Below are 26,106 nucleotides of genomic sequence, written 5' to 3' on the forward strand. Positions count from 1 at the left end.
GGCCGGTTCGTCGTTCGATGCGGGCCGAGGGGCGGCCCGGGCAGAGGCGGGGCGGGTGGCGCGCGGCGCCGGGTCAGGGCTGGACGTTCACCAGCACCTTGCCGCTCATGCCGGCAATCAGCTCGGCGTGGCGGCCATCGATGGCGGCCACGACCTTGATGGACTGGCTCACGGGGTCGACCCGCGCACCCAGGCGCAGCACCTTGGCGGGGTAGGTCTTGCCGGTCTCATCCACGGCGATGCGCACCGCGCTGCCGGCCCGTACGCCATGCAGCCAGCGCGAGGGCATGATGAATTCGACCTCAAGCACGCTGTCGTCGATCAGCTCGATGAGCGCCTGGCCCGGTTGCGCGAACTGCTGCTCACGCACCTTCAGCTCGGCGACCCGGCCCGAGAAGGGCGCGTTGATCTGGCACTTGCCGAGCTGGGCGTGCATCTGGGCCAGTTCGGCGCGGGTCTTGGCGACCTCGGCCTGGGCTTGCTCGGCTTCCTGTCGCCCGGTGGCGTTGAGCTCGACCAGGCGCTGCTGGACTTCGAGCTGCTTTTCGGCGGCGCCCAGGGTGGCCTGGGCGCGGGCCTGCTGGGCCTGCTGCAGGCTGCAGTCGAAGGCGACCAGCGGCTGGCCCGCTCGCACGACGGCCCCGTCGGTGACGGTCAGGCGCTGGATGCGCGCGCCGATTTCGGCGGCCAGGGTGGTGAATCGGCGCGGGGAAAGCTGGGCACGCAGCTCCGGTGCGGGCGCTGCGGCGCCTGCTGGCGCTGGCGTGGCCGGTGCGGAGCGCAGCACGGCCGGCGTGGCCTGGGGGGCCGGTGGGGCGGCCACCGGCTTGGGCGTTGGTGCCGGCGCCTGGGCGAAGGCGGTGCCATGGGCACCGAGGGCGCCGAGGCCGGCCAGCAGTGCAGCGGCGATCAGCGCGGCCGGCGCGATCGGTGTGATCGGAGCGGGGCGGCTCATGCGCGACTCCTCAGGACCCGAGCAGGCGGCTGGACACGTGGGAGCGCAGTTGCTCCAGCGTCTGGTCGTCGGTGCTGTCGGGCAGCGGATCGACGCCGAGGGTGGCCTGCAGCCGGCTCGTGGCGGCGTGGACCTGGGCCAGGGCCTGGTAGCGGCGCAGCAGGCTGATGATCATGGTGGTCTGGGCGGCGACGCGTTCGAGCTTGGAGCCGGCCTGGGCCTGCTCGCGGCGCAGCATCTGCTGCATGATCTTTTCGTCGAGGACCCAGAGGGCGTTGGCGCGCTCCAGCTGTTTGCGCGACGAGGCGAGCTGCTCGCGGGCGACGTGCACCTGGGTCACGACGGCGACGTGGGCTGCGAGGCGGCGCTGGTCGGCCAGGGCGATGCCGGCCTCGGCGGCGCGCTGCTGGGCGGGCAGGGCCAGCAGGTTGAAGAAGTTGAAGGAGGTCTGCACGCCGGCCTCGGCCCAGTTCTTCTCGACCAGGTAGCGGTCGGTGTCGTAGCGGGCGCCGAAATTGATGCTGAGGCTGGGGAACTGGCGCACCAGCACTTTGCGGGCCTCGGTGGCGGCGATGCGGCGCTGGTAGGCGTGCTCACGCAGGTCGGCGTTCTGGGCCAGGGCCTGCTCTTCCATGGCCTCGGCGGAGGTGGACAGCAGGTCCAGCGAGCCCAGGCTGGGGTCGCTGCTGTAGCTGAGTTGCTGGATGACCGGCGCGTTCATCAGCGCGGCCAGTTCGAAGCGGGCGGTGGCCAGCTCGCTCTCGATGGACTCGAGCAGGCGCATGTTCTCGGTCAGCTGGCGCTGGTAGCGCAGCGAATCGAGTGGCGAGCGCAGCTTCTCGTCCTCGGCCTTGCGGGCATCGACCATGGCCTCGTTGGCCAGGGCGATGGCCTGCTGGACTTCGCCGCGCAGGCGCTGGGCGGAGGCGGCGCGCCAGTAGGCGACGCGCACGTCCTGCACCAGCAGGTGGGTGGCCTTGCGGCGGCGCTCGGCAGCGGCCAGCACGCGGTCGCCCGCCTGCTGCTGGTTGTAGTAGGCCAGGCCGAAGTCGAGCAGGCTCCAGCTCATGTCCAGCGACACGAGGGTGTGCTCGCGTGACTGGGAGATCGAGGGGTTGGCCAGCGAGGGGGCACCGGTGACCGAGTCGGTGCTGCGGGAGACGCGGTCGCGGTCACGCGCGTTGTAGCCGGCGGCCGCAACCAGCTTGGGCAGGGCGTCGTAGCCGGCGGCATCCCACTGCTGCAGGGCCAGCGCCTCTTCCATCTGGCGGGCCCGGCGGTCCAGGTTGAACTTCAGGGCGCGGGCGATGGCCTCGTCCAGGCTGAGCTCGGTGCCCAGTGGCGGGACGTCCTGCTGCACGCGGGTCCGGTCGCTGTGCACCCGCTGCTGGTGTTCTTCCTTGCTGATGTCCTTCAGCGGCAGTTGCGAGCAACCTGCGGCAATCGCTGCGGCGGCCAGGGCGAGGAGGGTGCGGGTGGTACGGTGCGCCATGTGTGTTCTCCAACGGCATTCGATTGCCGGAGCCTCCGTGGTCCGCCGGGCCGCCTGCGGCGGCCGCCCTGCGCAGGGGCTCACCTGCGTGGTGCGGTCTTGAAACGAAAAAATGAAACCTGTGCATGCGCCCCTGCACCGTGTCGGCAGTGGGGCTCTGTCTGTGGTGATGCTATGGAGTGCCGGTTTGGCCGATCCTTCGATCAAGGGGGTGGATGCGGCGCACACTTGACACGGCACCGAACTGTGCGGCGCAGATATCGGCGGCTTCGGGGTGTCCTGAAGGGCAGGGGATTCACCTAGCGGCGACAATAGGTGCCTGGGTGCGCGGGTTTCCAGTCCTCCGCGCCTGTCTGCTTCCGCTTATTGCTGCTGCCTGGCGACCGAGTCGGTTCGGTTGGCTGGGCGCGCGTTCTCACCCGGTACCATCTGCTCCATGGCTCAATACGTCTTCACCATGAACCGCGTCGGCAAGATCGTGCCGCCGAAGCGGCAGATCCTGAAGGACATCTCGCTGTCCTTCTTCCCCGGCGCCAAGATCGGCGTGCTCGGCCTGAACGGCTCGGGCAAGTCCACGCTGCTCAAGATCATGGCTGGCCTGGACAAGGACATCGAGGGCGAGGCCTACCCGATGCCGGGCCTGAAAATCGGTTACCTCCCGCAGGAGCCGCAGCTCCAGCCCGAGCAGACTGTGCGTGAGGCGGTGGAGCAGGGCATCGGCGGCGTGCTGGCCGCCAAGAAACGGCTGGATGAGGTCTATGCCGCCTACGCCGAAGAAGATGCCGACTTCGACGCACTGGCCGCCGAGCAGGCCGAGCTGGAGGCGATCATCGCCGCGGCGGGTTCCGAGAACACCGACCTGCAGCTGGAGCTGGCCGCCGATGCGCTGCGCCTGCCGCCCTGGGATGCGGTGATCGGGGTGCTCTCCGGCGGTGAAAAGCGCCGTGTCGCGCTGTGCCGCCTGCTGCTGAGCAAGCCGGACATGCTGCTGCTCGATGAGCCGACCAACCACTTGGACGCCGAGTCGGTGGAGTGGTTGGAGCAGTTCCTGCAGCGCTTTGGTGGCACCGTGGTGGCGATCACCCACGATCGCTACTTCCTGGACAACGCCGCCGAGTGGATCCTGGAACTCGACCGCGGCTTCGGCCATCCCTACAAGGGCAACTACTCCGACTGGCTGGACCAGAAGGAGCGCCGCCTGGAGGTCGAGCAGAAGAAGGAAGATGCGCGCATCAAGGCGATGAAGGAGGAGCTCAAGTGGGTGCGCTCCAACGCCAAGGGCCGCCAGGCCAAGAGCAAGGCGCGCCTGGCCCGCTTCGAAGAGTTGAGCGACGTCGACTACCAGCGCCGCAACGAGACCAACGAGATCTTCATCCCGGTGGCCGAGCGCCTGGGCAACGAGGTGATCGAGTTCAAGGGCGTCTCCAAGAGCTTCGGCGACCGCGTGCTGATCGACAACCTGAGCTTCAAGGTGCCCCCGGGTGCGATCGTCGGCATCATTGGGCCGAACGGCGCGGGCAAGTCCACGCTGTTCCGCATGATCCAGGGCGCCGAGCAGCCCGATGCGGGCGAGGTGGTGATCGGCAAGACGGCCAAGCCGACCTTCGTCGACCAGAGCCGCGACTCGCTGGCGGGTGACAAGACGGTGTGGGAAGACGTCTCGGGCGGGCTGGACAACATCGTCGTAGGCCCCTTCGTGATGCCCTCGCGCGCCTACCTGGGCCGCTTCAACTTCAAGGGCAACGACCAGCAGAAGCTGGTGGGCAACCTCTCCGGGGGTGAGCGCGGCCGCCTGCACCTGGCCAAGACGCTGGCCCTGGGCGGCAACGTGCTGATGCTTGACGAGCCGTCCAACGATCTGGACGTCGAAACCCTGCGCGCGCTGGAAGAGGCGCTGCTGGAGTTCGCCGGCTCGGCGATGGTCATCAGCCACGACCGCTGGTTCCTGGACCGCATCTGCACGCACATCCTGGCCTGCGAGGGTGACTCGCAATGGTTCTTCTACAACGGCAACTTCCACGAGTACGAGGAAGACAAGAAGAAACGCCTGGGCGAGGAAGGTGCGCGCCCGAAGCGCGTGCGCTACAAAGCCTTGAAGTGATCCGCCCCCGTTGCGGCTGCGCCGCGGCCCGGATCGCCGAATTCGGTTAAATTGAGCTGAAAACCGCCTGGAGCATCACCACCATGAAACAAATCACCGCCGTCATCAAACCGTTCAAGCTTGAGGAAGTGCGTGAAGCGCTGGCAGACGTGGGCGTTACCGGCCTGACGGTGACCGAAGTGAAGGGCTTCGGCCGCCAGAAGGGCCACACCGAGCTGTACCGGGGTGCGGAGTACGTGGTGGACTTCCTGCCCAAGGTCAAGCTCGAAGTCGTGGTGAAGACCGAGGACGTGGACCGCTGCGTCGAGGCCATCGTCAAGGCGGCCAAGACCGGCAAGATCGGCGACGGCAAGATCTTCGTGACGCCGGTGGAGCAGGTCATCCGCATCCGTACCGGCGAAACCAACGATCAAGCAGTCTGATGGTCTGATCCGGAGGGCAATCCGCGCCGCAGCCCCCTTGAGGGTGCACGCGGCGTAGCGTCCTGAGTCAAGGGCCGGCGGCAACGCTGGCCCTTGTCACGTCCCGGCGTGGGTCGCCCCGCATTGCCTGGGGGCTCGGCTGGGGCGGCGTCCATCAGATGCGGCTGAAGTCCCCCGGGGCTGGCGACTGCAGATCCCCCAGGGCCTTGAACAGCGCGTCGACGCTGCGATGCACCTGCAGGCCGCGGGCCTGTTCGGTACTCACGAAGCCCTGCGCCTCGGTGTGCTTCATGAAGGTGAGCAGCGGCTCGTAGTAGCCCTCCACATCGAGCAGCGCCACTGGCTTGCGGTGGTAGCCGAGGTGCTGCCAGGACCAGACCTCATACAGCTCCTCGAAAGTGCCGATGCCACCCGGCAGCGCCACGAAGGCATCGGCCGCCTCGGCCATGGCCTGCTTGCGCTGGTGCATCGTCTCGACCACCTGGAGTTCGGTCAGACCGGTGTGGCTCACCTCGCGGCGTACCAGCGAGTCCGGGATGACGCCGAGCACCGGGGCGCCCGCGGCCAGGGCGGCATCCGCCACCTCCCCCATCAGGCCAACGCAGCCACCGCCGTAGACGAGGCTCCAGCCCACTTCGCCGATGCGCCGGCCCAGCTCGCGCGCGGCCTGCGTATACGCGGGGTGCTGGCCGTGGCGTGAACCACAGTAGACGCACAGGGCGGGTCGTTGGGCGAACATGAATCAGGCTCCTTGCAGCCGGTTCCAGAGCAGGGGCAGCCAGACCAGGGCACAGAGTGCCAGGGCCAGCGCGACCGCCGCACTACCGTAGTCCTTGGCGCGCTTGGCCAGTTCGTGCAGGTCGAAGGAGATGCGGTCGACCGTGGCTTCAATGGCCGAGTTGAGCAGCTCGACGATCATCAGCAGCAGCACGCTGCCGACCAGCAGGATGATCTCGATCGGGCTGCGCCCGACCCAGAAGGCCAGCGGCAGCAGGATTGCAGCGAGCCAGACCTCCTGGCGGAAGGCGCTCTCGGTGCGGTAGGCGGTTCGCAGTCCCTGGGCGGAATAGCCGGCGGCGTGCAGGATGCGATCCAGGCCGGTTCGGCCTTTGTGGGGATTGGTCATCACCGGCAAGATTGTGCCAGCCACAGGCGTCGCGGCCTTCACCGCTTGGCCTTCAGCGCTTCGATGCCGGCTTCGAGACGATCAGGCGGGTGCCGCAGAGCAGGTCATGCGGTGTCTGGCGCCCGGGCAGGACATGCGAGAGGGTGGCATAGGCCAGCCCCCAGGCCAGAGCCGCGAGGCTCAGGGCGGTGCCGGAATGCCACCCCGCCAGTGCGCCCAAGCCCAGCCCAGGCAGGAACCAGAGCCAGCTGCTCAAGTAGCGTGCCACGGCGCGGCGCTGTGTCACCGGGGCGCCGTGTGCGTCGACCAAGCGAAGATGCCAGGTCTTCATCGCCACGGTCTGCCCGCCGCGCGACCAGAACCACACGAAGTAAAGACCCAGGATCACGAAGAGGACGGCCTGCAGGCCGGCCCGACCATCGAGTGCATGCCGCTGCTGGGTGAGGCTGGAGTACAGGAAGCCGGCCACCGAGATCACGCCGAAGAGAACCACGCCCTCGTACAGCATGGCGGCCAAGCGGCGCCAGAAGCCAGGAGCAACCGTGCTCACCTGTGCGTGGTCCTCTGCGCCACTGTCGGCGCTGGCTGTCGAACTCACTGCGGCGCAACGATCTGTTCCGCGGCGGCTCCCTGTGGGCCTCGCTGGGGTAGCAGCGTCGCGCTGTTCACGAAGTCGCCTGTGGCGGCGATCTTCGGCATTCCGGCCTGCTGATGCCTTGGTGGAGCGGGGCGTTGAGTCAGGGGCCGTGTGCTGGCCCCCACGCTCGCCTGCACCGTGCCCGGGCCGATCGAGCGGGGCAGCGCCTCGCGCGGCTTGGCGGCGGCGATCACATTGGATTTGGCCTGGGTGCGATCAAACCCCGTGGCAGACGGGGCAGCAGCGACCGGTGCCACCGCACTGGCCACCGCGCGCTGACTGGCCTTGTCGGCGAGCGCCTTGCGTTGGGCTTCCGGTAGGGCTTGGTAGGCGTCCCACAGCGCCTGGCGCTCGGACATGGGCACCTGGCGCGTGGTCTCGAAGTGCAGTCGGGCGGTATTGCGCTGGGCTGGCGTCATGCTGACCCACTCCGCCATGCGTGCCTGCATGCGGATCTGCTGATCCCTGGGCAGGTTCGGCAGACGCGCAGCGACCTCGCGCCACTTTTGCTTGCGCGTCGCGTCGATCGACTGCCACTGCGATTGCAGCGGGTGCAGGGCCAACCGCTCGGCGGGCGTCAGTTCAGCCCATGCTGGCCCTCCCGCGGCGGCATGAACCCAGCCGGCGGCCGACAAGGCCAAGCCCAGGCAGATCCCTTGCAGGATCGGACGCAGTCGGAAGGTCCGGCGCGCAAGGTTCACTGGGCAGCCCCACTGCCGTCGGCCACCGGAGTCGAGGTCACGAACTCGGTGAACCCGGGGTCCACGTAAGCGGCGGGCGGCAGGTCGTCGCCCAGCAGCGCCGTGTCGATCTCGGCCGCAGCCTGGATCTGCTCGTGGGTGTGCCATTGGTCGATGCCGACGAGCCCGGCGGCCAGCACCAGCAGCAAGGCGATGATGCCGGCACGCATCCACCAAGCCTCGTCGCGGTCGTCGCCACTGCTCATCAGGGCGATCGTGCCGTTGTGGGGGTCGATGTGGGCGATCTGAACTTCGCTGGCCGTGCGCGACGCTGGCACAGCCACCTTCTGGCGGGCGGCCTGCTGCGCGCGTGCGACGGCCTGGAGGCGTGCCACCCGCAGGCGCTCACTGACGTCGTGGGGAACCACCTCGGCTCCGGTCTGCAGGTGGGCGGCCACTCGCAGGCCGAACCGCGCCTCCAGGGCCTGCGCTTCGGCGGGCGGCCAGGGGCGGTTGGGCGATACGGTGTTCACAGCGAGATTCCCTTGAGTGTCAGAGCCTGGGCCAGTGCATGGACGGCACGGGAGCAGTGGGTCTTGACACTGCCCTCCGAGCATCCCATGGCGGCGGCCGTTTCGGCCACATCCATTTCCTCCCAGTAACGCATCAGGAAGGCTTCCCGTTGACGCGTTGGCAGTTTGGCCACTTCGTCCTCGATCGATTTCAGGGTTTGCAGGCGCTGCACGGTGTCGGCAGAACTCTCGGTGCCAAGGGATCCGCTCTGGTCCTCCAGCATCTCCAGCAGGTCGAAGTCCGGATCCCCATCTGGAGACTCGAACTCCGAGAAAAGGTTCATCACGCCCCGTCGAACCTTCTGGTGGCGGAACCAGTCCATTGTGGCGTTGGACAAGATGCGCTGGAACAGCATGGGCCACTCCGCCGCAGGCCGATCGGCATAGCGTTCAGCAAGGCGAATCATGGCGTCCTGCACGATGTCCAGTGCGGCATCGTCATCACGCACCGCGTACACCGTGCGCTTGAAGGCGCGTTTCTCGACGCCTTGCAGAAAATTGGAGAGCTCTTTGTCGGCGGCCAAGGTGGGGTAGGGAGCGTCGACGCTGCGGCGCAAGAAGGGTCGCGAAGGCAGGCTTGATTATGTCATCGGGGTTGTCTGCACCGGCGGGGCGCTGCTGCAGTGCAGTAAGGGCGCTGCAACAGTGCGATAATCCCGCTCCCGCACACCGTGCGGGCATGGGTCACTCTCGGACGCCCGACCACGGGCGCCGCCGTTTTTGACCGCGCAGGCTCCGATTCCGCCCCACAAGGGCGAGTCTGCCACCTGATAGGCAGGCACGAGGAGGAGCACCGTTCGATTTTCGTCAGAGAAAACCCGAAAGGTTCAACATGGACATGTCTGCCGCGGAACACCAGCGTGCCGCATCGGCACAAGCCTCCCGCGATACATCTTCCACCCCCGAGCTGAATGGCTCGGAGATCCTCGTGCGCTGTCTGCAGGCCGAGAACGTCGAGTTCATCTGGGGCTATCCCGGCGGCTCGGTGCTCTACATCTACGACGCGCTGTACAAGCAGCAATCCATCCAGCACGTGCTGGTACGCCACGAGCAGGCCGCCGTGCATGCCGCTGATGGCTACTCGCGCGCGACCGGCAACGTCGGTGTGGCCCTGGTGACCTCTGGTCCGGGCGTGACCAATGCGGTCACCGGCATCGCCACCGCGTACATGGATTCGATCCCGATGGTCATCATCACCGGGCAGGTGCCCACGGCCGCGATCGGCCTGGACGCCTTCCAGGAGTGCGACACCGTCGGCATCACCCGTCCGGTGGTCAAGCACAACTTCCTGGTCAAGGATGTGCGCGATCTGGCGGTAACGCTCAAGAAGGCCTTCCACATCGCCCGCACCGGCCGCCCCGGCCCGGTGGTGGTGGACATCCCGAAGGACGTCTCGCTCAACACCACCGCCTTCTCGTACCCGGAGACGATCGAGATGCGGTCGTACAACCCGGTGCGCAAGGGCCATGGTGGGCAGATCCGCAAGGCCGTGCAGCTGCTGCTGTCGGCCAAGCGCCCCTACATCTACACCGGTGGCGGTGTGGTGCTGGGCAATGCCTCAGCCGAACTGCGCGAGCTCTGCGACCTGCTGGGCTACCCGGTCACCCACACGCTGATGGGCCTGGGCGCGGTGCCCGCCACCGATCCCAAGTTCCTCGGCATGCTGGGCATGCACGGCACCTATGAAGCCAACATGACGATGCAGAGCTGCGACGTCCTGCTGGCAGTTGGTGCCCGATTCGACGACCGCGTGATCGGCAACCCGAAGCACTTCGCCTCGGTCGAGCGCAAGATCATCCACGTCGACATCGACCCCTCGTCGATCTCCAAGCGCGTCAAGGTGGACATCCCCATCGTCGGTGACGTGAAGGAAGTGCTGCAGGAGCTGATCGTCCAGATCCGCGAGACGCAGCAGCGTGCCGACGGCGCGGCGATCAACGCCTGGTGGAGCCAGATCAACGAGTGGCGCAAGCGTGACTGCCTGAACTACAAGCGTTCCGACGACGTCATCAAGCCGCAGCATGTGGTCGAGACCCTGTGGGAGCTGACGCGTGGCACAGACGCCTACATCACCTCCGATGTGGGCCAGCACCAGATGTGGGCGGCGCAGTTCTACCGCTTCGCCGAGCCGCGCCGCTGGATCAACTCGGGTGGCCTGGGCACGATGGGCGTGGGCTTGCCGTATGCGATGGGCATCAAGCTGGCGAAGCCGGAGTCGGATGTGTTCTGCATCACCGGCGAAGGCTCCATCCAGATGTGCATCCAGGAGCTTTCGACCTGCCAGCAGTACAACACGCCGGTGAAGATCATCAGCCTGAACAACCGCTACCTGGGCATGGTGCGGCAGTGGCAGGAGCTGATCTACGAAGGCCGCTACGCACACAGCTACATGGACGCGCTGCCGGACTTCGTGAAGCTGGCCGAGGCCTACGGTCACGTCGGCATCAAGATCGAGAAGCCCTCCGAGGTCGAGCCGGCGCTCAAGGAGATGATCCGCCTGAAGGACCGCACCGTGTTCCTGGACGTGCGTACCGACCCGACCGAGAACGTCTGGCCGATGGTGCAGGCCGGCATGGGCATCACGGAGATGCTGCTGGGATCCGAAGACCTCTGAGGCCGGTTGGCGGCGGCAAGGCGCAGCGGGTCACCGCCTTCTGCGCAGGCGCTGCGGCCAAGGTTCCTGAGTTCGGATCCGCTTCCCCGAAACCTGTTGACGGCGGTTCGCAGAGCCCTGGGTTACCGCCCGGGGCCGAGGCGAACGCCGGGAGACGACACATGAAACACATCATTGCGCTGCTGCTCGAGAACGAGGCCGGCGCGCTGTCCCGCGTGGTGGCGCTGTTCTCGGCGCGTGGCTACAACATCGAGAGCCTGACGGTGGCGCCCACCGAAGACCCCTCGCTGTCGCGCATGACCATCGTGACCACCGGCTCGGAAGAGGTGATCGAGCAGATCACCAAGCACCTGAACCGGCTGATCGAGGTCGTCAAGGTCGTGGACCTGACCGAGGGCAACTTCACGGCGCGTGAATTGATGCTCATCAAGCTGCGCGCAGTCGGCAAGGAGCGTGAGGAGATGATGCGCATGGCGCAGATCTTCCGTGGCCACATCATCGACGTGACCGACAAGACCTACACGATCGAGTTGACGGGCGATTCGTCCAAGCTCGATGCCTTCATCGAGGCGGTGGACCGCACCGCCATCCTCGAAACCGTGCGCACCGGCACCAGCGGGATCGGTCGCGGCGAGCGCATCCTGCGCGTCTGAAGATCCTCCCAGGATCGCTTTCTTCATCCTCCCGCCTGAACCCTGATTTCTGAAAAGAGACACCCCATGAAGGTCTACTACGACAAGGACGCCGATCTCAGCCTGATCAAGGGCAAGAACGTCACCATCATCGGCTACGGCTCGCAGGGCCACGCCCACGCCCAGAACTTGAACGACTCGGGCGTCAAGGTCACCGTCGGTCTGCGCAAGGGTGGCGCCTCCTGGGCCAAGGCCGAGAAGGCCGGCCTGAAGGTGGCCGAGATCGCCGACGCGGTGAAGACCGCCGACGTGGTCATGATCCTGTTGCCCGACGAGCAGATCGCCGGCGTGTACAACGCCGAGGTCGGCCCGAACATGAAGGAAGGTGCTTCGTTGGCCTTCGCCCACGGCTTCAACGTCCACTACGGCCAGGTCGTGCCGCGTGACGACATCGACGTGTGGATGGTGGCCCCGAAGGCCCCGGGCCACACTGTGCGCGGCACCTACACCCAGGGCGGCGGCGTGCCGCACCTGATCGCGGTGCACCAGGACAAGTCCGGCAAGGCGCGTGACCTGGCGCTGAGCTACGCTGCTGCCAACGGCGGCGGCAAGGCCGGCATCATCGAGACCAACTTCCGCGAAGAAACCGAAACCGACCTGTTCGGCGAGCAGGCCGTGCTCTGTGGCGGCACTGTCGAGCTGATCAAGGCCGGCTTCGAGACGCTGGTGGAGGCCGGCTACGCGCCCGAGATGGCCTACTTCGAGTGCCTGCACGAGCTCAAGCTCATCGTGGACCTGATCTACGAAGGCGGTATCGCCAACATGAACTACTCGATCTCCAACAACGCCGAGTACGGTGAGTACGTCACCGGCCCGCGCGTGGTGACCGAGGCGACCAAGGACGCGATGCGCCAGTGCCTGAAGGACATCCAGACGGGCGAATACGCCAAGTCCTTCATCCTGGAAAACAAGGCAGGCGCACCGACGCTGCTGAGCCGCCGCCGCCTGACCGCCGAGCATCAGATCGAGGTGGTGGGCGAGAAGCTGCGCGCCATGATGCCCTGGATCAAAGCCAACAAGCTGGTCGACAAGAGCCGCAACTGACGCCATGGCGCCAACGGCGCCGGGTGCCTGCTGCCAACGAGGGTCGCCCGCCGGGCGGCCCTTTTTCATTCCAGTTTTCCGTTGTGGGCGCTGAGTTATCCTCTCGCCATGACCACTGAACCCGTGATCGACGACCTCGACGATGAATCGGCCGAGCCCGTGCGCCCGCGCCGCAAGGGCATCTACATCCTGCCCAACCTGTTCACGCTGGGCGCCCTGTTTGGGGGCTTTTACGCCATCGTGATGGCGATGAACGGCCGCTTCGAGAACGCCTGCATCGGCATCTTCTGCGCGGCCGTGCTCGACAGCCTGGATGGCCGCGTGGCGCGCATGACAAACACCCAGAGCGCCTTTGGCGAGCAGATGGACAGCCTCTCCGACATGGTCAGCTTTGGCGCTGCGCCAGCGCTGATCGTCTACGAGTGGGCGCTCAAGGGTCTGGGCAAGGCCGGCTGGATCGCCGCGTTCGTGTACTGCGCCTGCGCTGCGTTGCGTTTGGCGCGCTTCAATACCAACATCGGCATCGTCGACAAGCGCTACTTCCAGGGGCTGCCCAGTCCGGCTGCCGCTGCGCTGGTGATCGGCTTCGTCTGGGTGATGGACGATGCGGGCTTCAAGGGGGTGTCGCAGATCGACTGGCTGGCCTGGCTGGCCCTGGGCTTCACGCTCTACGCCGGGCTGACGATGGTCACCAACGTGCCCTTCTACAGCTTCAAGGACGTGAGTTTCAAGCGCACCGTGCCCTTCATCGTCATCGTGCTGATCGCGCTGGGCATTGCGCTGATCAACGTCCATCCGCCGATGGTGCTGTTCGCGCTTTTTGTGGTCTACGGCCTGTCGGGGTATGTGGTCTATGCGGTCAAGAAGTCGAAGGGGTCGCCGGTGAGCGTGATCGCCACATCGACCGACGAACCCGACGAAGAAGGCCTGCATCGGTGAAGGCCCTCATGGCTGCATTCCCGGTGCGCCACCACAGCCGTGCTATAGTTTTTGCGTGATGTCCCATCTGCGTCTGCCCCTGCTGCTATCCCTGCTAGGAGTGCCTCGAGCGCGCTGACTGATCACATCTGTACTTTCCGCAGGATCACGGCCCGCTTCAGCGCAACGCAGCGGGCCGTTTGCATTCCTGACGCGGCGTTGCCATCAACCCACCCGAGAGAGCCGCCATGAGCGACAAGCTGATCATTTTCGATACCACCTTGCGTGACGGGGAACAATCGCCCGGCGCGTCGATGACACGCGAGGAAAAGCTGCGCATCGCCCGCCAACTGGAGCGGCTGAAGGTAGACGTGATCGAAGCCGGTTTCGCCGCGTCGTCCAACGGGGATTTCGAGGCGGTCAAGGCGATTGCCGACGTCATCAAGGACTCGACGGTGTGCTCGCTCGCTCGCGCCAACGACCGTGACATCAGCCGTGCCGCCGAGGCCCTCAAGGGTGCCCGCCGCGCGCGCATCCACACCTTCATCGCCACCAGCGAACTCCACATGGAGAAGAAGCTGCGCATGACGCGCGAGCAGGTGCTGGAGCAGGCCCGGCTGGCGGTGCGTTTCGCCCGCAACCTCTGTGCAGACATCGAGTTCTCGCCCGAAGATGGCTACCGCTCCGACCCGGACTTCCTGTGCCGTGTGCTGGAGGCCGTGATCGATGAGGGGGCCACCACGCTGAACATCCCCGACACCGTCGGCTACGCGATTCCTGAGCTGTATGGCAACTTCATCAGGACCCTGCGCGAGCGGGTGCCGAACTCCGACAAGGCGATCTGGTCGGTGCACTGCCACAACGACCTGGGCATGGCGGTGGCCAACTCGCTGGCTGGGGTGAAGATCGGTGGCGCGCGCCAGGTGGAATGCACCATCAACGGCCTGGGCGAGCGTGCCGGCAACTGTTCTCTCGAAGAGGTCGTGATGGCGGTGAAGACCCGCCGCGACTACTTCGGCCTGGAACTGGGCATCGATGCCTCGCAGATCGTGCCGGCCTCGCGCATGGTGGCGCAGACCACCGGCTTCGTGGTGCAGCCGAACAAGGCGGTGGTGGGGGCCAATGCCTTCGCCCACGCATCCGGCATCCATCAGGATGGCGTGCTCAAGGCGCGCGACACCTACGAGATCATGCGTGCCGAGGACGTGGGCTGGAGTGCCAACAAGATCGTGCTGGGCAAGCTCTCCGGCCGCAACGCCTTCAAGCAGCGGCTGCAGGACCTGGGCATTGCGCTGGAGTCGGAGGCCGAGGTCAACGCCGCCTTCATGCGCTTCAAGGACTTGGCTGACCGCAAGAGCGAGATCTTCGACGAGGACATCCTGGCGCTGGTCGCGGATGAGAGTGTCACCCAGGAGCAGGAGCACTACCGGCTGTTGGCGCTGTCGCAGCATTCGGAAATGGGTGAGCGGCCCCACGCGCAGGTGACCTTCTCGGCTGGCCACGAGGAGTACCGTGCCGAGGCCGATGGCAACGGGCCGGTGGACGCCAGCCTGAAGGCCATCGAGTCACGCCTGCAAAGCGGTGCGGAGTTGCTGCTGTACTCCGTGAACGCCATCACCTCGGGCAGCACCGAGTCGCAGGGCGAGGTGACGGTGCGGCTGCAGCTGGGCGGGCGGGTGGTCAACGGTGTCGGTGCCGACCCCGACATCGTGGTGGCTTCGGCCAAGGCCTACCTGGCCGCCCTGAACAAGCTCCACAGCAAGGCCGAGCGCGTGGCGGCACAGGGTTGAGGCAGGTCAAGAGCGTCGATCTGTGGAACAGCGGCGAAAAACTGAAAAAGCTTGTGAAATCAAGACGTTGTGCGTGACTGTTGTTTCACTTAGACTCAGCCGCATCCTTGTTCCAGGCAGTACAGATGATCCGCTGTTTCCCGCGCAGCCGCCCGCTGCCGCTGTTGCGCCTGTCGGCGCTGATGGTCGCTCTCGCCATGGGTTGCGCTGGCTTGGTTTCTCCGGCGGAGGCCGCGCCGCGCAAGCGCGCCGCCGTACCTGCCAAAGCGACCAAGTCGAGCAAGGTGGTCCGCGTCTCGATGCGCAATGCACCTGCCAAAGTCGTCGAGGCGGCGAAGCCCTCGGTAGGGCAGATCGCTGGCCTGCACCAGACTCATGACACGCTGGCGCTGAAGTCCAGCGTGGCCTATGTGATGGACCAGGATACTTCCGAGGTGCTGTTTTCCAAGAACCCGGAAGCCGTGCTCCCGATTGCGTCGCTCACCAAGTTGATGACTTCACTGGTCGTCGTCGAGGCGAAACTGGCGCTGGACGAGGTGCTGGAGGTCACGGAGGAAGACATTGACACCGAGAAGGGCAGTCGTTCTCGCCTCGCTGTGGGCACCCGCCTGACCCGCATGGAGATGCTGCACCTGGCGTTGATGGCCTCGGAGAACCGGGCCGCCAATGCGCTGGGCCGGCATTATCCAGGGGGCTTGCCCGCCTTTGTCGAGGCGATGAACCGCAAGGCGACGGCACTTGGGATGGCTGACACCCGCTATGTTGAGCCCACGGGGTTGTCTAGCAACAATCGCTCCAGTGCGCCCGACCTGGCGCGGCTGGTCAAGGCCGCTTACAACTTCCCGCTCATCCGAGAGTTGTCGACGTCACCAGAGCATGCGGTCGATCTGGGGCGCCGCACCGTGCAGTTCCGCAACACGAACGGGCTGGTGCGCAATCCCACCTGGGACATCGGCCTGCAGAAGACGGGCTACATCGCCGAAGCCGGGCGTTGCCTGGTGATGCAAGCCCAACTGGCCGGGCGCAAGCTGATCCTCGTGTTCCTCGACTCGGCCGGGAAGTACTCTCGCCTGGGGGATGCCGAGCGGGTGCGCCACTGGCTGGAGGCGGACGGCAAGGGTCCTTTGCGACCCCGCACGCCGGCCTGAAAGGCTCCGGCTCAACCGCCCCAGTAAGCCAATGGGGTTGGCTGGGTGGGCTTTTGTTTGTCCGCCTCGGTGGGTAGGGCGCCTACCCCAGCGCCATGACCTGCTGAGCGCCGCATACGCGCTCGCTCGGCACTGTTCACTTGCCGCCAGTGGCTGCGTGGTTGCGAGCTTGCAGCGCCGGCATGCGTGCTGCTGCGTCCGGATCGACCTTCCCGGCGGCCTCGCTGGCACCTGCCGTTGACGTCGAGGGCTTCAGCACTTCATCAGGGTGCTTGAGCGCCAGCCCAAGTGTGACGAAGCCGGCGATCACGACGGCCAGTGGGCCACCAATCACCAGCCACAGCATCTTGATCTTCCACCACGGCTCATTGGAGGCGGGGGATGAGGGGGGATTCGACATGCATGACTCCTGTAGGGGTGTTCCAGACAGCGCCAGACAGCTGGTCGTGGGCGGCGCGGACAGAATCGGATCGATCACTCGGATCAACGGTGTGCCATCACTCGCCGTTCCGTGATTCTCTCTGTCTGCGACTTCTGCGGAAAACAAAAACAAAAATCCCCCGACCAGCGGGGGAACTGAGCCAGCAGTGGTGCTGACCGGAGTGTCACAGGTGGCTTGCGCACTGCAAGCCACTGTAACCATCCGGTGTCAGCGCATCATCACTGCACCGCGTTCAGTGCGGTCTTGGCGCCTTGCTTGTTGGACAGGCTCCAGACGTAGGCGGCCAGCACGCGGATCTGCTCGGGGGTCAGGCGGGTGGCGTGCTGCGGCATCACGTTGACCTTGCCCTTGTTGATCATCTCGCTGACCATGGCTTCGGAGCCCCAGCCGTGCAACCAGACCTTGTCGGTCAGGTTGGGGGCGCCCATGGCGGTCTGGCCCTTGCCGTCAGCACCGTGGCAGGCCGCGCAGGCGCCGAACTTGGCCTTGCCAAGCTGGGCAGCCACGGCGTTGTGCGGGGCGCCGGAGAGGCTCAGGACGTAGTTGGCCACGTTCTTGACATCTTCAGGCGTACCCACCGCGGCGGCCATCGGGGGCATGTTGCCCTGGCGACCTTCTGCAATGGTCTTGACGATGTAGTCATGGCTGCCGTCGCCACCCAGCCAGTCCTTGTCGGTCAGGTTGGGGAAGCTCTTGCTGCCCTTGCCATCCGAGCCATGGCAGCCGGCGCAGTTGTTGACGAAAACCCGCTCACCAATGCCCATGGCCTGGGCGTCGGCGGCAAGTGCCTCGACTGGCATGCTGGCGAACTTGGCGTAGACCGGCTTCATCGTCTCGGCGGCCTTGGCCTGCTCGGCCTGCCACTGGTTGCGGCTGGTCCACTTCAGCGAGCCCTCGTTGCTGCCCAGGCCCGGATACAGGAACAGGTACAGCGCAGCGAACACGATGGTGATCCAGAACAGGCCCATCCACCAGCGCGGCAGCGGGTTGTTCAGCTCCTGCAGCGACTCATCCCAGACGTGTCCGGTGGTGTTGTCGTCTGCCATTGGCCGCCGCTTGGCAGCCCCAATCAGGACGAGAACGCAAAACGCGATCGAGGCAATGACGATGCCCGAGACGTAGAGCGCCCATCCGCTCGAAATGAAGTCACTCATTCGTGCCTCCGATGTTGGATTGACCAGCGTCCTCGCCCATGAAGGGCAATTGCGCCGCGTCGTTGAAACCTTGCTGCTGTTTGCGGGACCAGGCCCACGCGAGGATGCCGAGGAAGCTGGCGAACGAGATCACCGTGACCAGACTGCGCCAATCATTGAGATCCATGGTCCGCCCCTGTTCACTTGCCCGCGGTGCCGAGCACCTGCAGGTAAGCGATCACTGCTTCCATCTCGGTCTTGCCCTTGACGTCCTCGGCCGCCTTGGCGATCTCGGCGTCGGTGTAGGGCACGCCCACCTTGCGCAGAGCCGCCATGTTGGCGCCGATGCCGGCGTTGGCCGGGGCATTGGAAAGCCACGGGTACGAGGGCATGTTCGACTCGGGCACCACGTCACGCGGGTTGTTCAAGTGCACGCGATGCCATTCGTCCGAGTACTTGCCGCCCACGCGGTGCAGGTCCGGGCCGGTGCGCTTGGAGCCCCACTGGAAGGGGTGGTCGTAGACGAACTCGCCGGCCACCGAGATCGGGCCGTAGCGCAGGGTCTCGGCGCGGAAGGGGCGCACCATCTGCGAGTGGCAGTTGTAGCAGCCCTCGCGCAGATAGACGTCCCGGCCGGCCAACTGCAGGGCGGTGTAGGGCTTGAGGCCTTCCACCGGTTGCGTGGTCGAGCGCTGGAAGAACAGCGGCACGATTTCGAGCAGACCGCCGACCGAGACGGTCAGCAGGATCAGCACGATCATCAGGAAGTTGCTGGTCTCGATCTTCTCGTGACCCGACACGGCTTGGTTATGGCTTGCCATGTTGTTCTCCTATTTCTCAGGCGTGCGCCGGGGCGGGGATCGCGATCGGCTCGGCCTTGCCGGCGGCCACGGTCTTCAGGACGTTCCAGCCCATGATCACCATGCCGGACAGGTACAGCAGGCCACCCAGGACACGGATCACGTAGAACGGATAGGTTGCCTTCACGCTCTCGACGAAGCTGTAGACCAGCGTGCCGTCGGGGTTCGTGGCGCGCCACATCAGGCCCTGCATCACACCGGCGATCCACATTGCGGCGATGTAGAGCACGATGCCGATGGTGGCCACCCAGAAGTGCAGCTCGACAGCGCGCATGCTGAACATCTGCTTGCGACCGAACATGCGCGGGATCAGGTGGTACAGCGAGCCGATCGACACCAGGCCCACCCAGCCCAGCGCACCGGAGTGCACGTGGCCGACGGTCCAGTCGGTGTAGTGGGACAGTGCGTTCACGGTCTTGATGGACATCATCGGACCTTCGAAGGTCGACATGCCATAGAACGACAGGGACACGATCAGGAACTTCAGGATCGGGTCGTCACGCAGCTTATGCCAGGCGCCCGACAGGGTCATGATGCCGTTGATCATGCCGCCCCAGGAGGGGGCCAGGAGGATCAGCGAAAAGATCATGCCCACCGACTGGGTCCAGTCCGGCAGCGCGGTGTAGTGCAGGTGGTGAGGACCCGCCCACATGTACGTGAAGATCAGCGCCCAGAAGTGCACGATCGACAGGCGATAGGAGTAGACCGGACGCTCGGCCTGCTTCGGGATGTAGTAATACATCATCCCCAGGAAGCCGGCGGTCAGGAAGAAGCCCACCGCATTGTGGCCATACCACCATTGCACCATCGCGTCCTGCACGCCCGCGTAGGCCGAGTAGGACTTCGTCAGGCTCACCGGAATGGCAGCGCTGTTGACGATGTGCAGCAGGGCCACGGCGATGATGAAGGCACCGAAGAACCAGTTCGCCACGTAGATGTGACGGATCTTTCGGATACCGACCGTGCCGAAGAACACCACCGCATACGCCACCCAGGTCACGGCGATCAGGATGTCGATCGGCCATTCGAGTTCGGCGTATTCCTTGCCGGAGGTCAGGCCCAGCGGCAGGGTGATGACGGCCAGCACGATCACCAGGTTCCACCCGAGGAAGGTGAACCAGGCCAGGCCGGGCATGAACAACTGGGTCTGGCAGGTGCGCTGGACCACGTGGTAGCTGGTTGCGAACAGGGCGCAACCACCGAACGCGAAGATCACCGCGTTGGTGTGCAGCGGGCGCAGGCGCCCGTAGCTCAGCCAGGGGATGCCGTTGATCAGCTCGGGCCATGCCAACTGGGACGCGACGATCACGCCCACCAGCATGCCCACGATGCCGTAGATGACCGAAGCCAGGGCGAATGCCCTGACGACGCCATCTGTGTAAACCGGTGCAGCTGCGCCGGATCTTGTACTGATTGCCATCGGTGTGCTCCTTAGGAAACTTCTCCGTCCTTGCGGGCGGGATTCTTTGTCAACCTGTTACCTTGCCGCTTGATCGGCATCAACCTCATCAGGGTCATTCCTGAGAATGCGCTCCCCCTCCCGCTCGATGTCGTCCAGCTGCCCGGACCTCAGTGCCCAGGCAAACATCACGATGATCGCGAAGACGAGGACCACCGACAGGGGGACCAGCAGATACAGAATCTCCATCGCAGTCCTCAGGCAGCTCGTGGTTCGGCCGCAACACCTTCGGCGGTGGGAAACGCAGCGGAGTGGCGCGTCAGGCGCAGGGCATTGACCACCACGAGCAGCGAGCTGGCGGCCATGCCCAGCCCCGCTGCCCACGGGGGCAGCCAACCGACCAGGGCCAGCGGCACGCAGGCGAGGTTGTAGAAGAAGGCCCAGCGCAGGTTCTGCCGCACGATGGCGAGGGTGCGTTGCGCCGTCTCGCGCAGCACCAGCAGGTCGCCGATGCGGTTGGACAGCACGATCACATCGGCGCGTGCCTGGGCCAGCGCGGCTGCGCTGCCCATCGCCACCGAGACGTCGGAGCGCGCGAGCACGGGCGCATCGTTGATGCCGTCGCCCACCATCACCACAACGTCGCCGCGTGCCTGCAGCGCTTCCACCGCCGCCAGCTTGTCCTGCGGCGAGCACTGCGCACGGGCCTGCTCGGCGGGCAGGCCAAGCCGCCGCGCCATGCCCTGTACGCTGGCCGCCTGGTCCCCTGAGAGCAGGTGGACCGACCAGCCCGAGCGTTGCATCACGGCAACGGACGAGGCGGCGTCTGGCCGAAGTACCTCGTCGAATTCGAAGCGGGCCCAGGGCAGCCACTGGCCTTGAACGTCCCGGGCGAGCCACACGGCCGGCCGCTCAGGGGCATCACCCTCGGCGTGGCACCAGACCGCGCTGCCCAGGCGCCAGACCCCCGCTTCGCTCCCCGAGGCCAGTCGGGCCTGCAGCCCCTGGCCGGCCTGCTCGGCAGCGTCCTGCCAGTCACAGGAGAGCGGCGAGGCCCCCTCAAGGGCCCCCTCGCGGGCCCTCTCACGGGCCACTAGGTCCGCATGCACCAGCGCGCGCGACAGCGGGTGGGCCGACTGCCTCGCCAGGTCGGCTGCCAAGCGTGCCGCGCTGGATTGTTCGGCCGGCGAGAGTGTCCTCAGCCACACTGTCTGCGCCGGGCTGAGGCGGTCCTCGGTCAGCGTGCCCGTCTTGTCGAACACCAGGTGCTGCGCGCGTGTGAGCACTTCGAGTGCATCGAGGCGCTGCAGCAGCACGCCGCGCCGTGCCAACTCACCGGCCGCGGCGATCAGCGCCACCGGGGCACCGAGCGAGAGGGCGCAGGGGCAGGTGACGATCAGCACCGACACCGCGATCCACAGCGCCCGGGACGGGTCGATCCATGACCAGGCCGCATACGCAGCCACGGCCAGGCCCAGCACCACCCAGAGGAAGGGCCCGGCGATGCGATCGGCGCTGAGCATGAAGCCGGGCCGCTGCGTCAGGGCCCGCTCCACCAGGGAAACGATGCGCTGGTAGCGCGTCTGCGCCCCCAGTTGGGTGACCCGCACCTGCACGGGCGCGCCCAGGTTGAGGCAGCCAGCGGCCACCTCCTGACCGGGCCCGCGCTCCACCGGGCGCGATTCGCCGGTCAGCACGGCCTCGTCGACCTGCGTGCTGCCCTGCTCGATCACCCCGTCGGCCGCGAAGGCCTGGCCGACGTGAACCCGGATGCGGTCTCCGATGCCCAGCTCCCCCGGCGTGACCCATTGGGCCTGGCCACTGGCGTCGAGCCGCTCCACCGCATCGGGCAGGCGCCGCATCACGGCATCGAGGGACTGCGCCGCGCGCTGGCGCGCACGGCTTTCCAGCCAGCGGGCCGCCAGCAGGAAGCTGACGAACATCGTCAGCGAATCGAAATAGACCTCGGAGCCGAAGGGGCCGTCCGCACTGAAGGTGGCCGCCGAGCTGGCCACGAAGGTGACCACGATGCCCAGCGTCACCGGCACATCCATGCCGATACGCCGCTCCCGCAGCGAGCGCCAGGCGCCCTGCAGGAAGGGGCCGGCCGCAAAGAGCAGCACCGGGATGCTCAGCACCCAGCTGGCCCAGCGCAGCAGCTGCGCCATGTCGGCACTGAGGTCGCCCGCCTCGGCCATGTAGGCCGGCGTCGCGTACATCATCACCTGCATCATGCAGAAGGCCGCCACGAACAGCCGCCAGACCGCCTGGCGCGACTCGCGGGCCGCCTGCACCACCGCTTGGGCGCCGGTGTCCGGGAAGGCGCCGTAGCCGGCGCGCCGCACGGCGGCGATCAGTGCCGACATGCGGGTGCGTGCTGGGTCCCAGGTCACCACGGCCCGTTGCGCGGCACCGTTCACCTCGGCGACGCGCACCCCGTCGACGCGGCCCAGGGCCTCCTCGATCAGGCCGGCGCAGGCCGCGCAGTGCAGCCCGCTGAGCAGCAGGCGGGACTGCCCGAGGCGCTCGCCCTTCGACCCCTCGATCCACTGCGTGTGCGCGGCCAGCGAGCGATCGTCGTCCACCGCAACCACCTGCGTGGGCGACAGCGCCCGCACGGCTTCCGGTGGCGCACGCAACTCGGGAGGGGTTTCGGTGGAGGACGGCAAACTCATGGATGGACCCGGAAATCGACCAACCACGCCCACGGGTCAGGGCATGACGGCACCCCTGATGGGAGGCAAACCCACCAGCAAGACAGACGCTGACCGCAGAAACCACCGCAGCAGTGCGCTATTCTTCACGGGACTCGAACAGCCCAGCATGATACCGATCAAGTCTCACATGGCCGCCGCTCATGTTGCAATGCAGCATCATTCCAACCCGCCCGACGGAGGCGGTCGCCGGCCCGGGCGCCGCTGGCCTCTGCGCCCGTTGATCAGGCGCGCCGCGGTCACCCTGGCGTTGGCGGGCGTGGGGGCGGCGGTGCATGCCCAGGACGCCGCCCAGCAACTGCCCGTCACCCGCCTGACGGCCGGCATGCACCTGATCACCGCCGAGGTGGCCGACAGCCCCGAGGAGCGCGGCATCGGCCTGATGCACCGGCCCAGCATGCCGGCCAACCACGGCATGCTGTTCGTCTTCGAGCAGCCCGGCGTGCACTGTTTCTGGATGAAGAACACGCTGCTGCCGCTGTCCATCGCCTTCCTGGCCGATGACGGCAGCATCGTCAACATCGCGGACATGCCGCCGCGCAGCGAGGCCTCCCACTGCCCGACCAAGCCGGTGCGGCTGGCGCTGGAGATGAACCAGGGCTGGTTCGCCAAGCGGGGCCTGAAGGCGGGCAGCCGCATCGGTGGCGAAGGTTTCGGTCCGGCTGCTTCAGTGGGGCGTTGAGGGCTACATATTCCGATTCGACATAAGCATTCTATTTATATGTAGTTTGCTTATAAGAGGCGGATCCCTAGAGTGGCGACCTTCGTTGCCATTCCTGGACTTCGCCTCGACATGACCTGGTTCCCCTTCGACTGGACTGCCACGCTGGCCGGCTTCGGCATCGGCCTGATCGTCGGCATCACCGGCGTGGGCGGTGGCTCGCTCATGACGCCGCTGCTGATCTCGGTGTTCCACCTCGAGAAGGCCGTGGCCATCGGCACGGACCTCTGGTTCGCCGGGCTGACCAAGGTGTCCGGCTCGATCGCGCACCACCGCCACGGCCACGTCGACTACAAGATCACCACGCTGCTGCTGGCCGGCAGCATCCCCGCGTCGATCGGCACCACCGCCTGGATGCACATGGTCGGCATGAGCAAGCAGGCCGACAGCGCATTGAGCTTCGCGCTGGGCATCGCACTGGTGCTGACCGCGATCACCATCATCCTGCGCCCGGTGTGGCACCGCGTCGGCCTGTGGCTGGAGCGCTGGATCACCGACGCCCGCCGCCCCTGGCTGACCGTGGCCTGCGGCGCGCTGCTGGGCGTGATGGTGTCGCTCAGTTCCATCGGTGCCGGCGCGCTGGGCGCCACGCTGATCCTGCTGATGTACCCGCGCCTGCCGATGGCCCGGCTGGTCGGCACCGACATCGCCCACGCGGTGCCGCTGACGCTGGTGGCGGGCATCGGCCACGCCACGCTGGGCAACGTCGAGTGGCTGCTGCTGCTGCAGCTGCTGATCGGCTCGGTGCCCGCGATCTGGCTGGGCGCCAGGCTGACCAGGCTGCTGCCCGACTTCTGGACCCGCCTGGCGCTGTCGACCTCGCTCCTGCTGGCCGCCAAGAAGGTGCTGCTGCTGGCCTGATGGCCGCGCCATCCCTGATTTCCTGACCCTGACGACATGTACCGCTACACCGACTTCGATCGCCAGTTCGTCCACGCCCGGGCGGCCCAGTACCGTGACCAGCTGGAGCGCAACCTCGCCGGCAGCCTGACCGACGACGAGTTCCGCCCGCTGCGTCTGCAGAACGGCTGGTACATCCAGCGCCACGCACCGATGCTGCGCGTGGCCGTGCCCTACGGTGCGATCTCCAGCGACCAGGTGCGCGCGCTGGCCGCCATCGCCCGCGACCTCGACCGCGGCTACACCCACTTCACCACGCGCCAGAACGTTCAGTTCAACTGGATCCCGCTGGTGAAGTCGGCCGACGCGATGGACCGCCTGGCCGCGGTGGACATGCACGGCATCCAGACCAGCGGCGCCTGCATCCGCAACATCACCAGCGACGCGCTGGCCGGCGTGGCCGCCGACGAGGTGGTCGACCCGCGCCCCTACGCCGAAGTGCTGCGTCAGTGGAGCACGCTGCACCCCGAGTTCGCCTTCCTGCCGCGCAAGTTCAAGATCGCCATCTCCGGCGCGCGCGAGGACCGGGCCGCCATCGCCTGGCATGACGTGGGCCTGGAGCTGCAGCGCAACGCCGCCGGCGAGGTGGGCTTCCGCGTGCTGGTGGGCGGCGGCATGGGCCGCACCCCCATCGTGGGCAGCGAGATCCGTGCCTTCGTGCCCTGGCAGCAGATCCTGCTGTACCTGGAGGCCGTGGTGCGCGTCTACAACCGCTTCGGCCGGCGCGACAACCTCTACAAGGCGCGCATCAAGATCCTGGTGAAGGCCGAGGGGCAGAAGTACTTCGACGCGGTCAACGCGGAGTTCGACAAGATCCTCAGCCGCGACGTTCACGGCGCCTCGCAGCTCATCCCGCAGGCCGAGCTGGACCGCGTCGCCGCCAGCTTCGCCCGCCCGGCCGGTGTCCAGCCGCGTGCCGACGTGCCGCTGGCCGCCGACGCCCCGCTGGCGCTGCGCCGCTGGGCGGAGCGCAACGTGCATGCCCACCAGGTGGCCGGCTACCGGGCCGTGACCCTGTCGGTCAAGCGCGCCGGCCAGCCGCCGGGGGACGTCAGCGATGCCCAGATGGACGCTGCCGCCGATCTGGCCGACCGTTTCAGCCTGGGTGAGTTGCGCGTCACCCACGACCAGAACCTGCTGCTGCCCTGGGTGAAGAGCGACGACCTGGCTGCGCTGTACGAGGCCGCCAAGGCCGCCGGCTATGCCACGCCCAACATCGGCCTGGTCACCGACATGATCGCCTGCCCGGGCGGTGACTTCTGCGCGCTGGCCAACGCCCGCTCCATCCCGGTGGCCCAGGAGCTGACCGAGCGCCTGGCCGACCTGGACGAGGTGTTCGACCTCGGCGACATCGACCTGCACATCAGCGGCTGCATCAACTCCTGCGGCCACCACCACAGCGGCCACATCGGCATCCTCGGCGTCGACAAGGACGGCACCGAGTGGTACCAGGTCACCCTCGGCGGATCCGATGGCTCCAGCCACGCGCCCACCGCGGTGGCTGGCAAGGTGATCGGCCCCTCCTTTGCCGCCAGCGAGATCGCCGATGCGGTGGAGGCCATCCTCGACACCTACCGTGCGCAGCGCCACGGCGGCGAGAAGTTCATCGACGCCGTCAAACGCCTGGGGCTGGAACCCTTCAAGGCCGCGGCCAACGCCTGCCGCACCACCACCGCCCGCCACGGCGAGACCGCTGAAGCCGCTGCAGCCTGATCGACCAGGCCAAAAGACAAGAAGACAAGACCT

At 66.7% G+C, this 26,106-nt stretch carries 26 protein-coding genes; 11 read left to right on the plus strand and 15 right to left on the minus strand.

The genetic code is table 11. The features are described 5' to 3' along the window. Window positions 1-73: 73 nt before the first annotated feature. Both NGK70_RS10330 and NGK70_RS10335 read right to left on the minus strand, forming a co-directional pair. Entirely contained in the window at window positions 74-955 is an 882-nt protein-coding gene (locus tag NGK70_RS10330; RefSeq protein ID WP_251973142.1) for an efflux RND transporter periplasmic adaptor subunit, read from the minus strand. A 10-nt stretch (window positions 956-965) separates the two neighbouring features. Then, the gene (locus NGK70_RS10335; protein WP_251973143.1) at window positions 966-2,447 is read right to left on the minus strand and encodes a TolC family protein; all 1,482 of its coding nucleotides are present in this window, start codon (window positions 2,445-2,447) and stop codon (window positions 966-968) included. 436 nt (window positions 2,448-2,883) lie between these two features. Between NGK70_RS10335 and ettA the strand changes: the two genes are divergently transcribed. After that, window positions 2,884-4,548 (plus strand): energy-dependent translational throttle protein EttA, encoded by a 1,665-nt coding sequence (gene ettA, locus NGK70_RS10340; protein ID WP_251973144.1) that lies wholly within the window; start codon window positions 2,884-2,886, stop codon window positions 4,546-4,548. Between the two features lie 83 nt (window positions 4,549-4,631). Further along, window positions 4,632-4,970: a P-II family nitrogen regulator gene (locus NGK70_RS10345; protein WP_251973145.1), complete on the plus strand. Its 339-nt coding sequence runs from the start codon at window positions 4,632-4,634 to the stop codon at window positions 4,968-4,970. A gap of 154 nt (window positions 4,971-5,124) precedes the next feature. Here the strand turns inward: NGK70_RS10345 and NGK70_RS10350 are convergent, their stop codons facing one another. From NGK70_RS10350 to NGK70_RS10375, 6 genes are read right to left on the minus strand one after another with little or no spacing between them, the layout of a single operon-like run. Next, window positions 5,125-5,709 (minus strand): LOG family protein, encoded by a 585-nt coding sequence (locus NGK70_RS10350; protein WP_251973146.1) that lies wholly within the window; start codon window positions 5,707-5,709, stop codon window positions 5,125-5,127. 3 nt (window positions 5,710-5,712) lie between these two features. After that, window positions 5,713-6,096, minus strand: coding sequence for a diacylglycerol kinase (locus tag NGK70_RS10355; RefSeq protein ID WP_251973147.1), 384 nt, complete (start codon window positions 6,094-6,096; stop codon window positions 5,713-5,715). Between the two features lie 52 nt (window positions 6,097-6,148). Next, complete coding sequence (locus tag NGK70_RS10360; protein ID WP_256490797.1) at window positions 6,149-6,646, minus strand: RDD family protein; 498 nt, start codon at window positions 6,644-6,646, stop codon at window positions 6,149-6,151. A 44-nt stretch (window positions 6,647-6,690) separates the two neighbouring features. Beyond that, a complete protein-coding gene (locus tag NGK70_RS10365) occupies window positions 6,691-7,434 on the minus strand; it encodes a DUF3106 domain-containing protein (protein WP_251973148.1) in 744 nt (247 codons plus the stop codon). Then, window positions 7,431-7,946: a DUF3619 family protein gene (locus tag NGK70_RS10370; protein ID WP_251973149.1), complete on the minus strand. Its 516-nt coding sequence runs from the start codon at window positions 7,944-7,946 to the stop codon at window positions 7,431-7,433. Before NGK70_RS10370 ends, NGK70_RS10365 begins: the two co-directional genes overlap by 4 nt. Then, window positions 7,943-8,509, minus strand: a complete 567-nt coding sequence (locus tag NGK70_RS10375) for an RNA polymerase sigma factor (protein ID WP_251973743.1) — start codon at window positions 8,507-8,509, stop codon at window positions 7,943-7,945. Before NGK70_RS10375 ends, NGK70_RS10370 begins: the two co-directional genes overlap by 4 nt. 308 nt (window positions 8,510-8,817) lie before the next feature. On the opposite strand from NGK70_RS10375, the gene NGK70_RS10380 reads away from it, so the two are divergent. The 6 genes from NGK70_RS10380 to pbpG all read left to right on the plus strand — a co-directional run bounded on the left by NGK70_RS10380 (window position 8,818) and on the right by pbpG (window position 16,191). Next, window positions 8,818-10,599: an acetolactate synthase 3 catalytic subunit gene (locus tag NGK70_RS10380; RefSeq protein WP_251973150.1), complete on the plus strand. Its 1,782-nt coding sequence runs from the start codon at window positions 8,818-8,820 to the stop codon at window positions 10,597-10,599. Between the two features lie 161 nt (window positions 10,600-10,760). Further along, a complete protein-coding gene (gene ilvN, locus NGK70_RS10385) occupies window positions 10,761-11,252 on the plus strand; it encodes an acetolactate synthase small subunit (protein ID WP_251973151.1) in 492 nt (163 codons plus the stop codon). 66 nt (window positions 11,253-11,318) lie between these two features. Further along, window positions 11,319-12,335 (plus strand): ketol-acid reductoisomerase, encoded by a 1,017-nt coding sequence (gene ilvC / locus NGK70_RS10390; protein WP_251973152.1) that lies wholly within the window; start codon window positions 11,319-11,321, stop codon window positions 12,333-12,335. A 108-nt stretch (window positions 12,336-12,443) separates the two neighbouring features. Further along, window positions 12,444-13,274, plus strand: coding sequence for a CDP-diacylglycerol--serine O-phosphatidyltransferase (pssA, locus tag NGK70_RS10395; RefSeq protein ID WP_251973153.1), 831 nt, complete (start codon window positions 12,444-12,446; stop codon window positions 13,272-13,274). A 227-nt stretch (window positions 13,275-13,501) separates the two neighbouring features. Beyond that, window positions 13,502-15,043: a 2-isopropylmalate synthase gene (locus NGK70_RS10400; protein WP_251973154.1), complete on the plus strand. Its 1,542-nt coding sequence runs from the start codon at window positions 13,502-13,504 to the stop codon at window positions 15,041-15,043. Between the two features lie 125 nt (window positions 15,044-15,168). Further along, on the plus strand, window positions 15,169-16,191 hold the full coding sequence (gene pbpG, locus NGK70_RS10405) for a D-alanyl-D-alanine endopeptidase (protein WP_251973155.1): 1,023 nt from the start codon (window positions 15,169-15,171) through the stop codon (window positions 16,189-16,191). Between the two features lie 136 nt (window positions 16,192-16,327). On the opposite strand, the gene NGK70_RS10410 is transcribed toward pbpG, so the two are convergent. From NGK70_RS10410 to NGK70_RS10440, 7 genes are all read right to left on the minus strand, one after another. Continuing rightward, a complete protein-coding gene (locus NGK70_RS10410; protein ID WP_251973156.1) occupies window positions 16,328-16,591 on the minus strand; it encodes a hypothetical protein in 264 nt (87 codons plus the stop codon). A 260-nt stretch (window positions 16,592-16,851) separates the two neighbouring features. After that, window positions 16,852-17,787 carry a cytochrome-c oxidase, cbb3-type subunit III gene (gene ccoP / locus NGK70_RS10415; protein ID WP_251973157.1) on the minus strand — a complete coding sequence of 312 codons (936 nt, stop codon included), beginning with the start codon at window positions 17,785-17,787 and terminating at the stop codon, window positions 16,852-16,854. Beyond that, window positions 17,780-17,953 (minus strand): cbb3-type cytochrome oxidase subunit 3, encoded by a 174-nt coding sequence (locus NGK70_RS10420; protein WP_251973158.1) that lies wholly within the window; start codon window positions 17,951-17,953, stop codon window positions 17,780-17,782. The genes ccoP and NGK70_RS10420 overlap by 8 nt, the downstream gene beginning before the upstream one ends. 13 nt (window positions 17,954-17,966) lie before the next feature. Beyond that, window positions 17,967-18,587, minus strand: coding sequence for a cytochrome-c oxidase, cbb3-type subunit II (gene ccoO / locus NGK70_RS10425; protein ID WP_251973159.1), 621 nt, complete (start codon window positions 18,585-18,587; stop codon window positions 17,967-17,969). A 16-nt stretch (window positions 18,588-18,603) separates the two neighbouring features. Then, a complete protein-coding gene (gene ccoN, locus NGK70_RS10430; RefSeq protein ID WP_251973160.1) occupies window positions 18,604-20,046 on the minus strand; it encodes a cytochrome-c oxidase, cbb3-type subunit I in 1,443 nt (480 codons plus the stop codon). A 57-nt stretch (window positions 20,047-20,103) separates the two neighbouring features. Beyond that, complete coding sequence (ccoS, locus tag NGK70_RS10435) at window positions 20,104-20,274, minus strand: cbb3-type cytochrome oxidase assembly protein CcoS (RefSeq protein ID WP_251973161.1); 171 nt, start codon at window positions 20,272-20,274, stop codon at window positions 20,104-20,106. A gap of 8 nt (window positions 20,275-20,282) precedes the next feature. Further along, window positions 20,283-22,700, minus strand: a complete 2,418-nt coding sequence (locus NGK70_RS10440; protein ID WP_251973162.1) for a heavy metal translocating P-type ATPase — start codon at window positions 22,698-22,700, stop codon at window positions 20,283-20,285. A 190-nt stretch (window positions 22,701-22,890) separates the two neighbouring features. On the opposite strand from NGK70_RS10440, the gene NGK70_RS10445 reads away from it, so the two are divergent. The 3 genes from NGK70_RS10445 to NGK70_RS10455 all read left to right on the plus strand — a co-directional run bounded on the left by NGK70_RS10445 (window position 22,891) and on the right by NGK70_RS10455 (window position 26,073). After that, window positions 22,891-23,421, plus strand: a complete 531-nt coding sequence (locus tag NGK70_RS10445; RefSeq protein ID WP_428985587.1) for a DUF192 domain-containing protein — start codon at window positions 22,891-22,893, stop codon at window positions 23,419-23,421. A 111-nt stretch (window positions 23,422-23,532) separates the two neighbouring features. After that, a complete protein-coding gene (locus tag NGK70_RS10450; RefSeq protein ID WP_251973163.1) occupies window positions 23,533-24,321 on the plus strand; it encodes a sulfite exporter TauE/SafE family protein in 789 nt (262 codons plus the stop codon). Window positions 24,322-24,357: 36 nt separating this feature from the next. Then, window positions 24,358-26,073, plus strand: coding sequence for a nitrite/sulfite reductase (locus tag NGK70_RS10455; protein WP_251973164.1), 1,716 nt, complete (start codon window positions 24,358-24,360; stop codon window positions 26,071-26,073). Window positions 26,074-26,106 lie beyond the last annotated feature (33 nt).

Source organism: Sphaerotilus microaerophilus (assembly GCF_023734135.1).
In the GTDB taxonomy this organism is placed as follows: Bacteria; Pseudomonadota; Gammaproteobacteria; order Burkholderiales; family Burkholderiaceae_C; genus Sphaerotilus; species Sphaerotilus microaerophilus.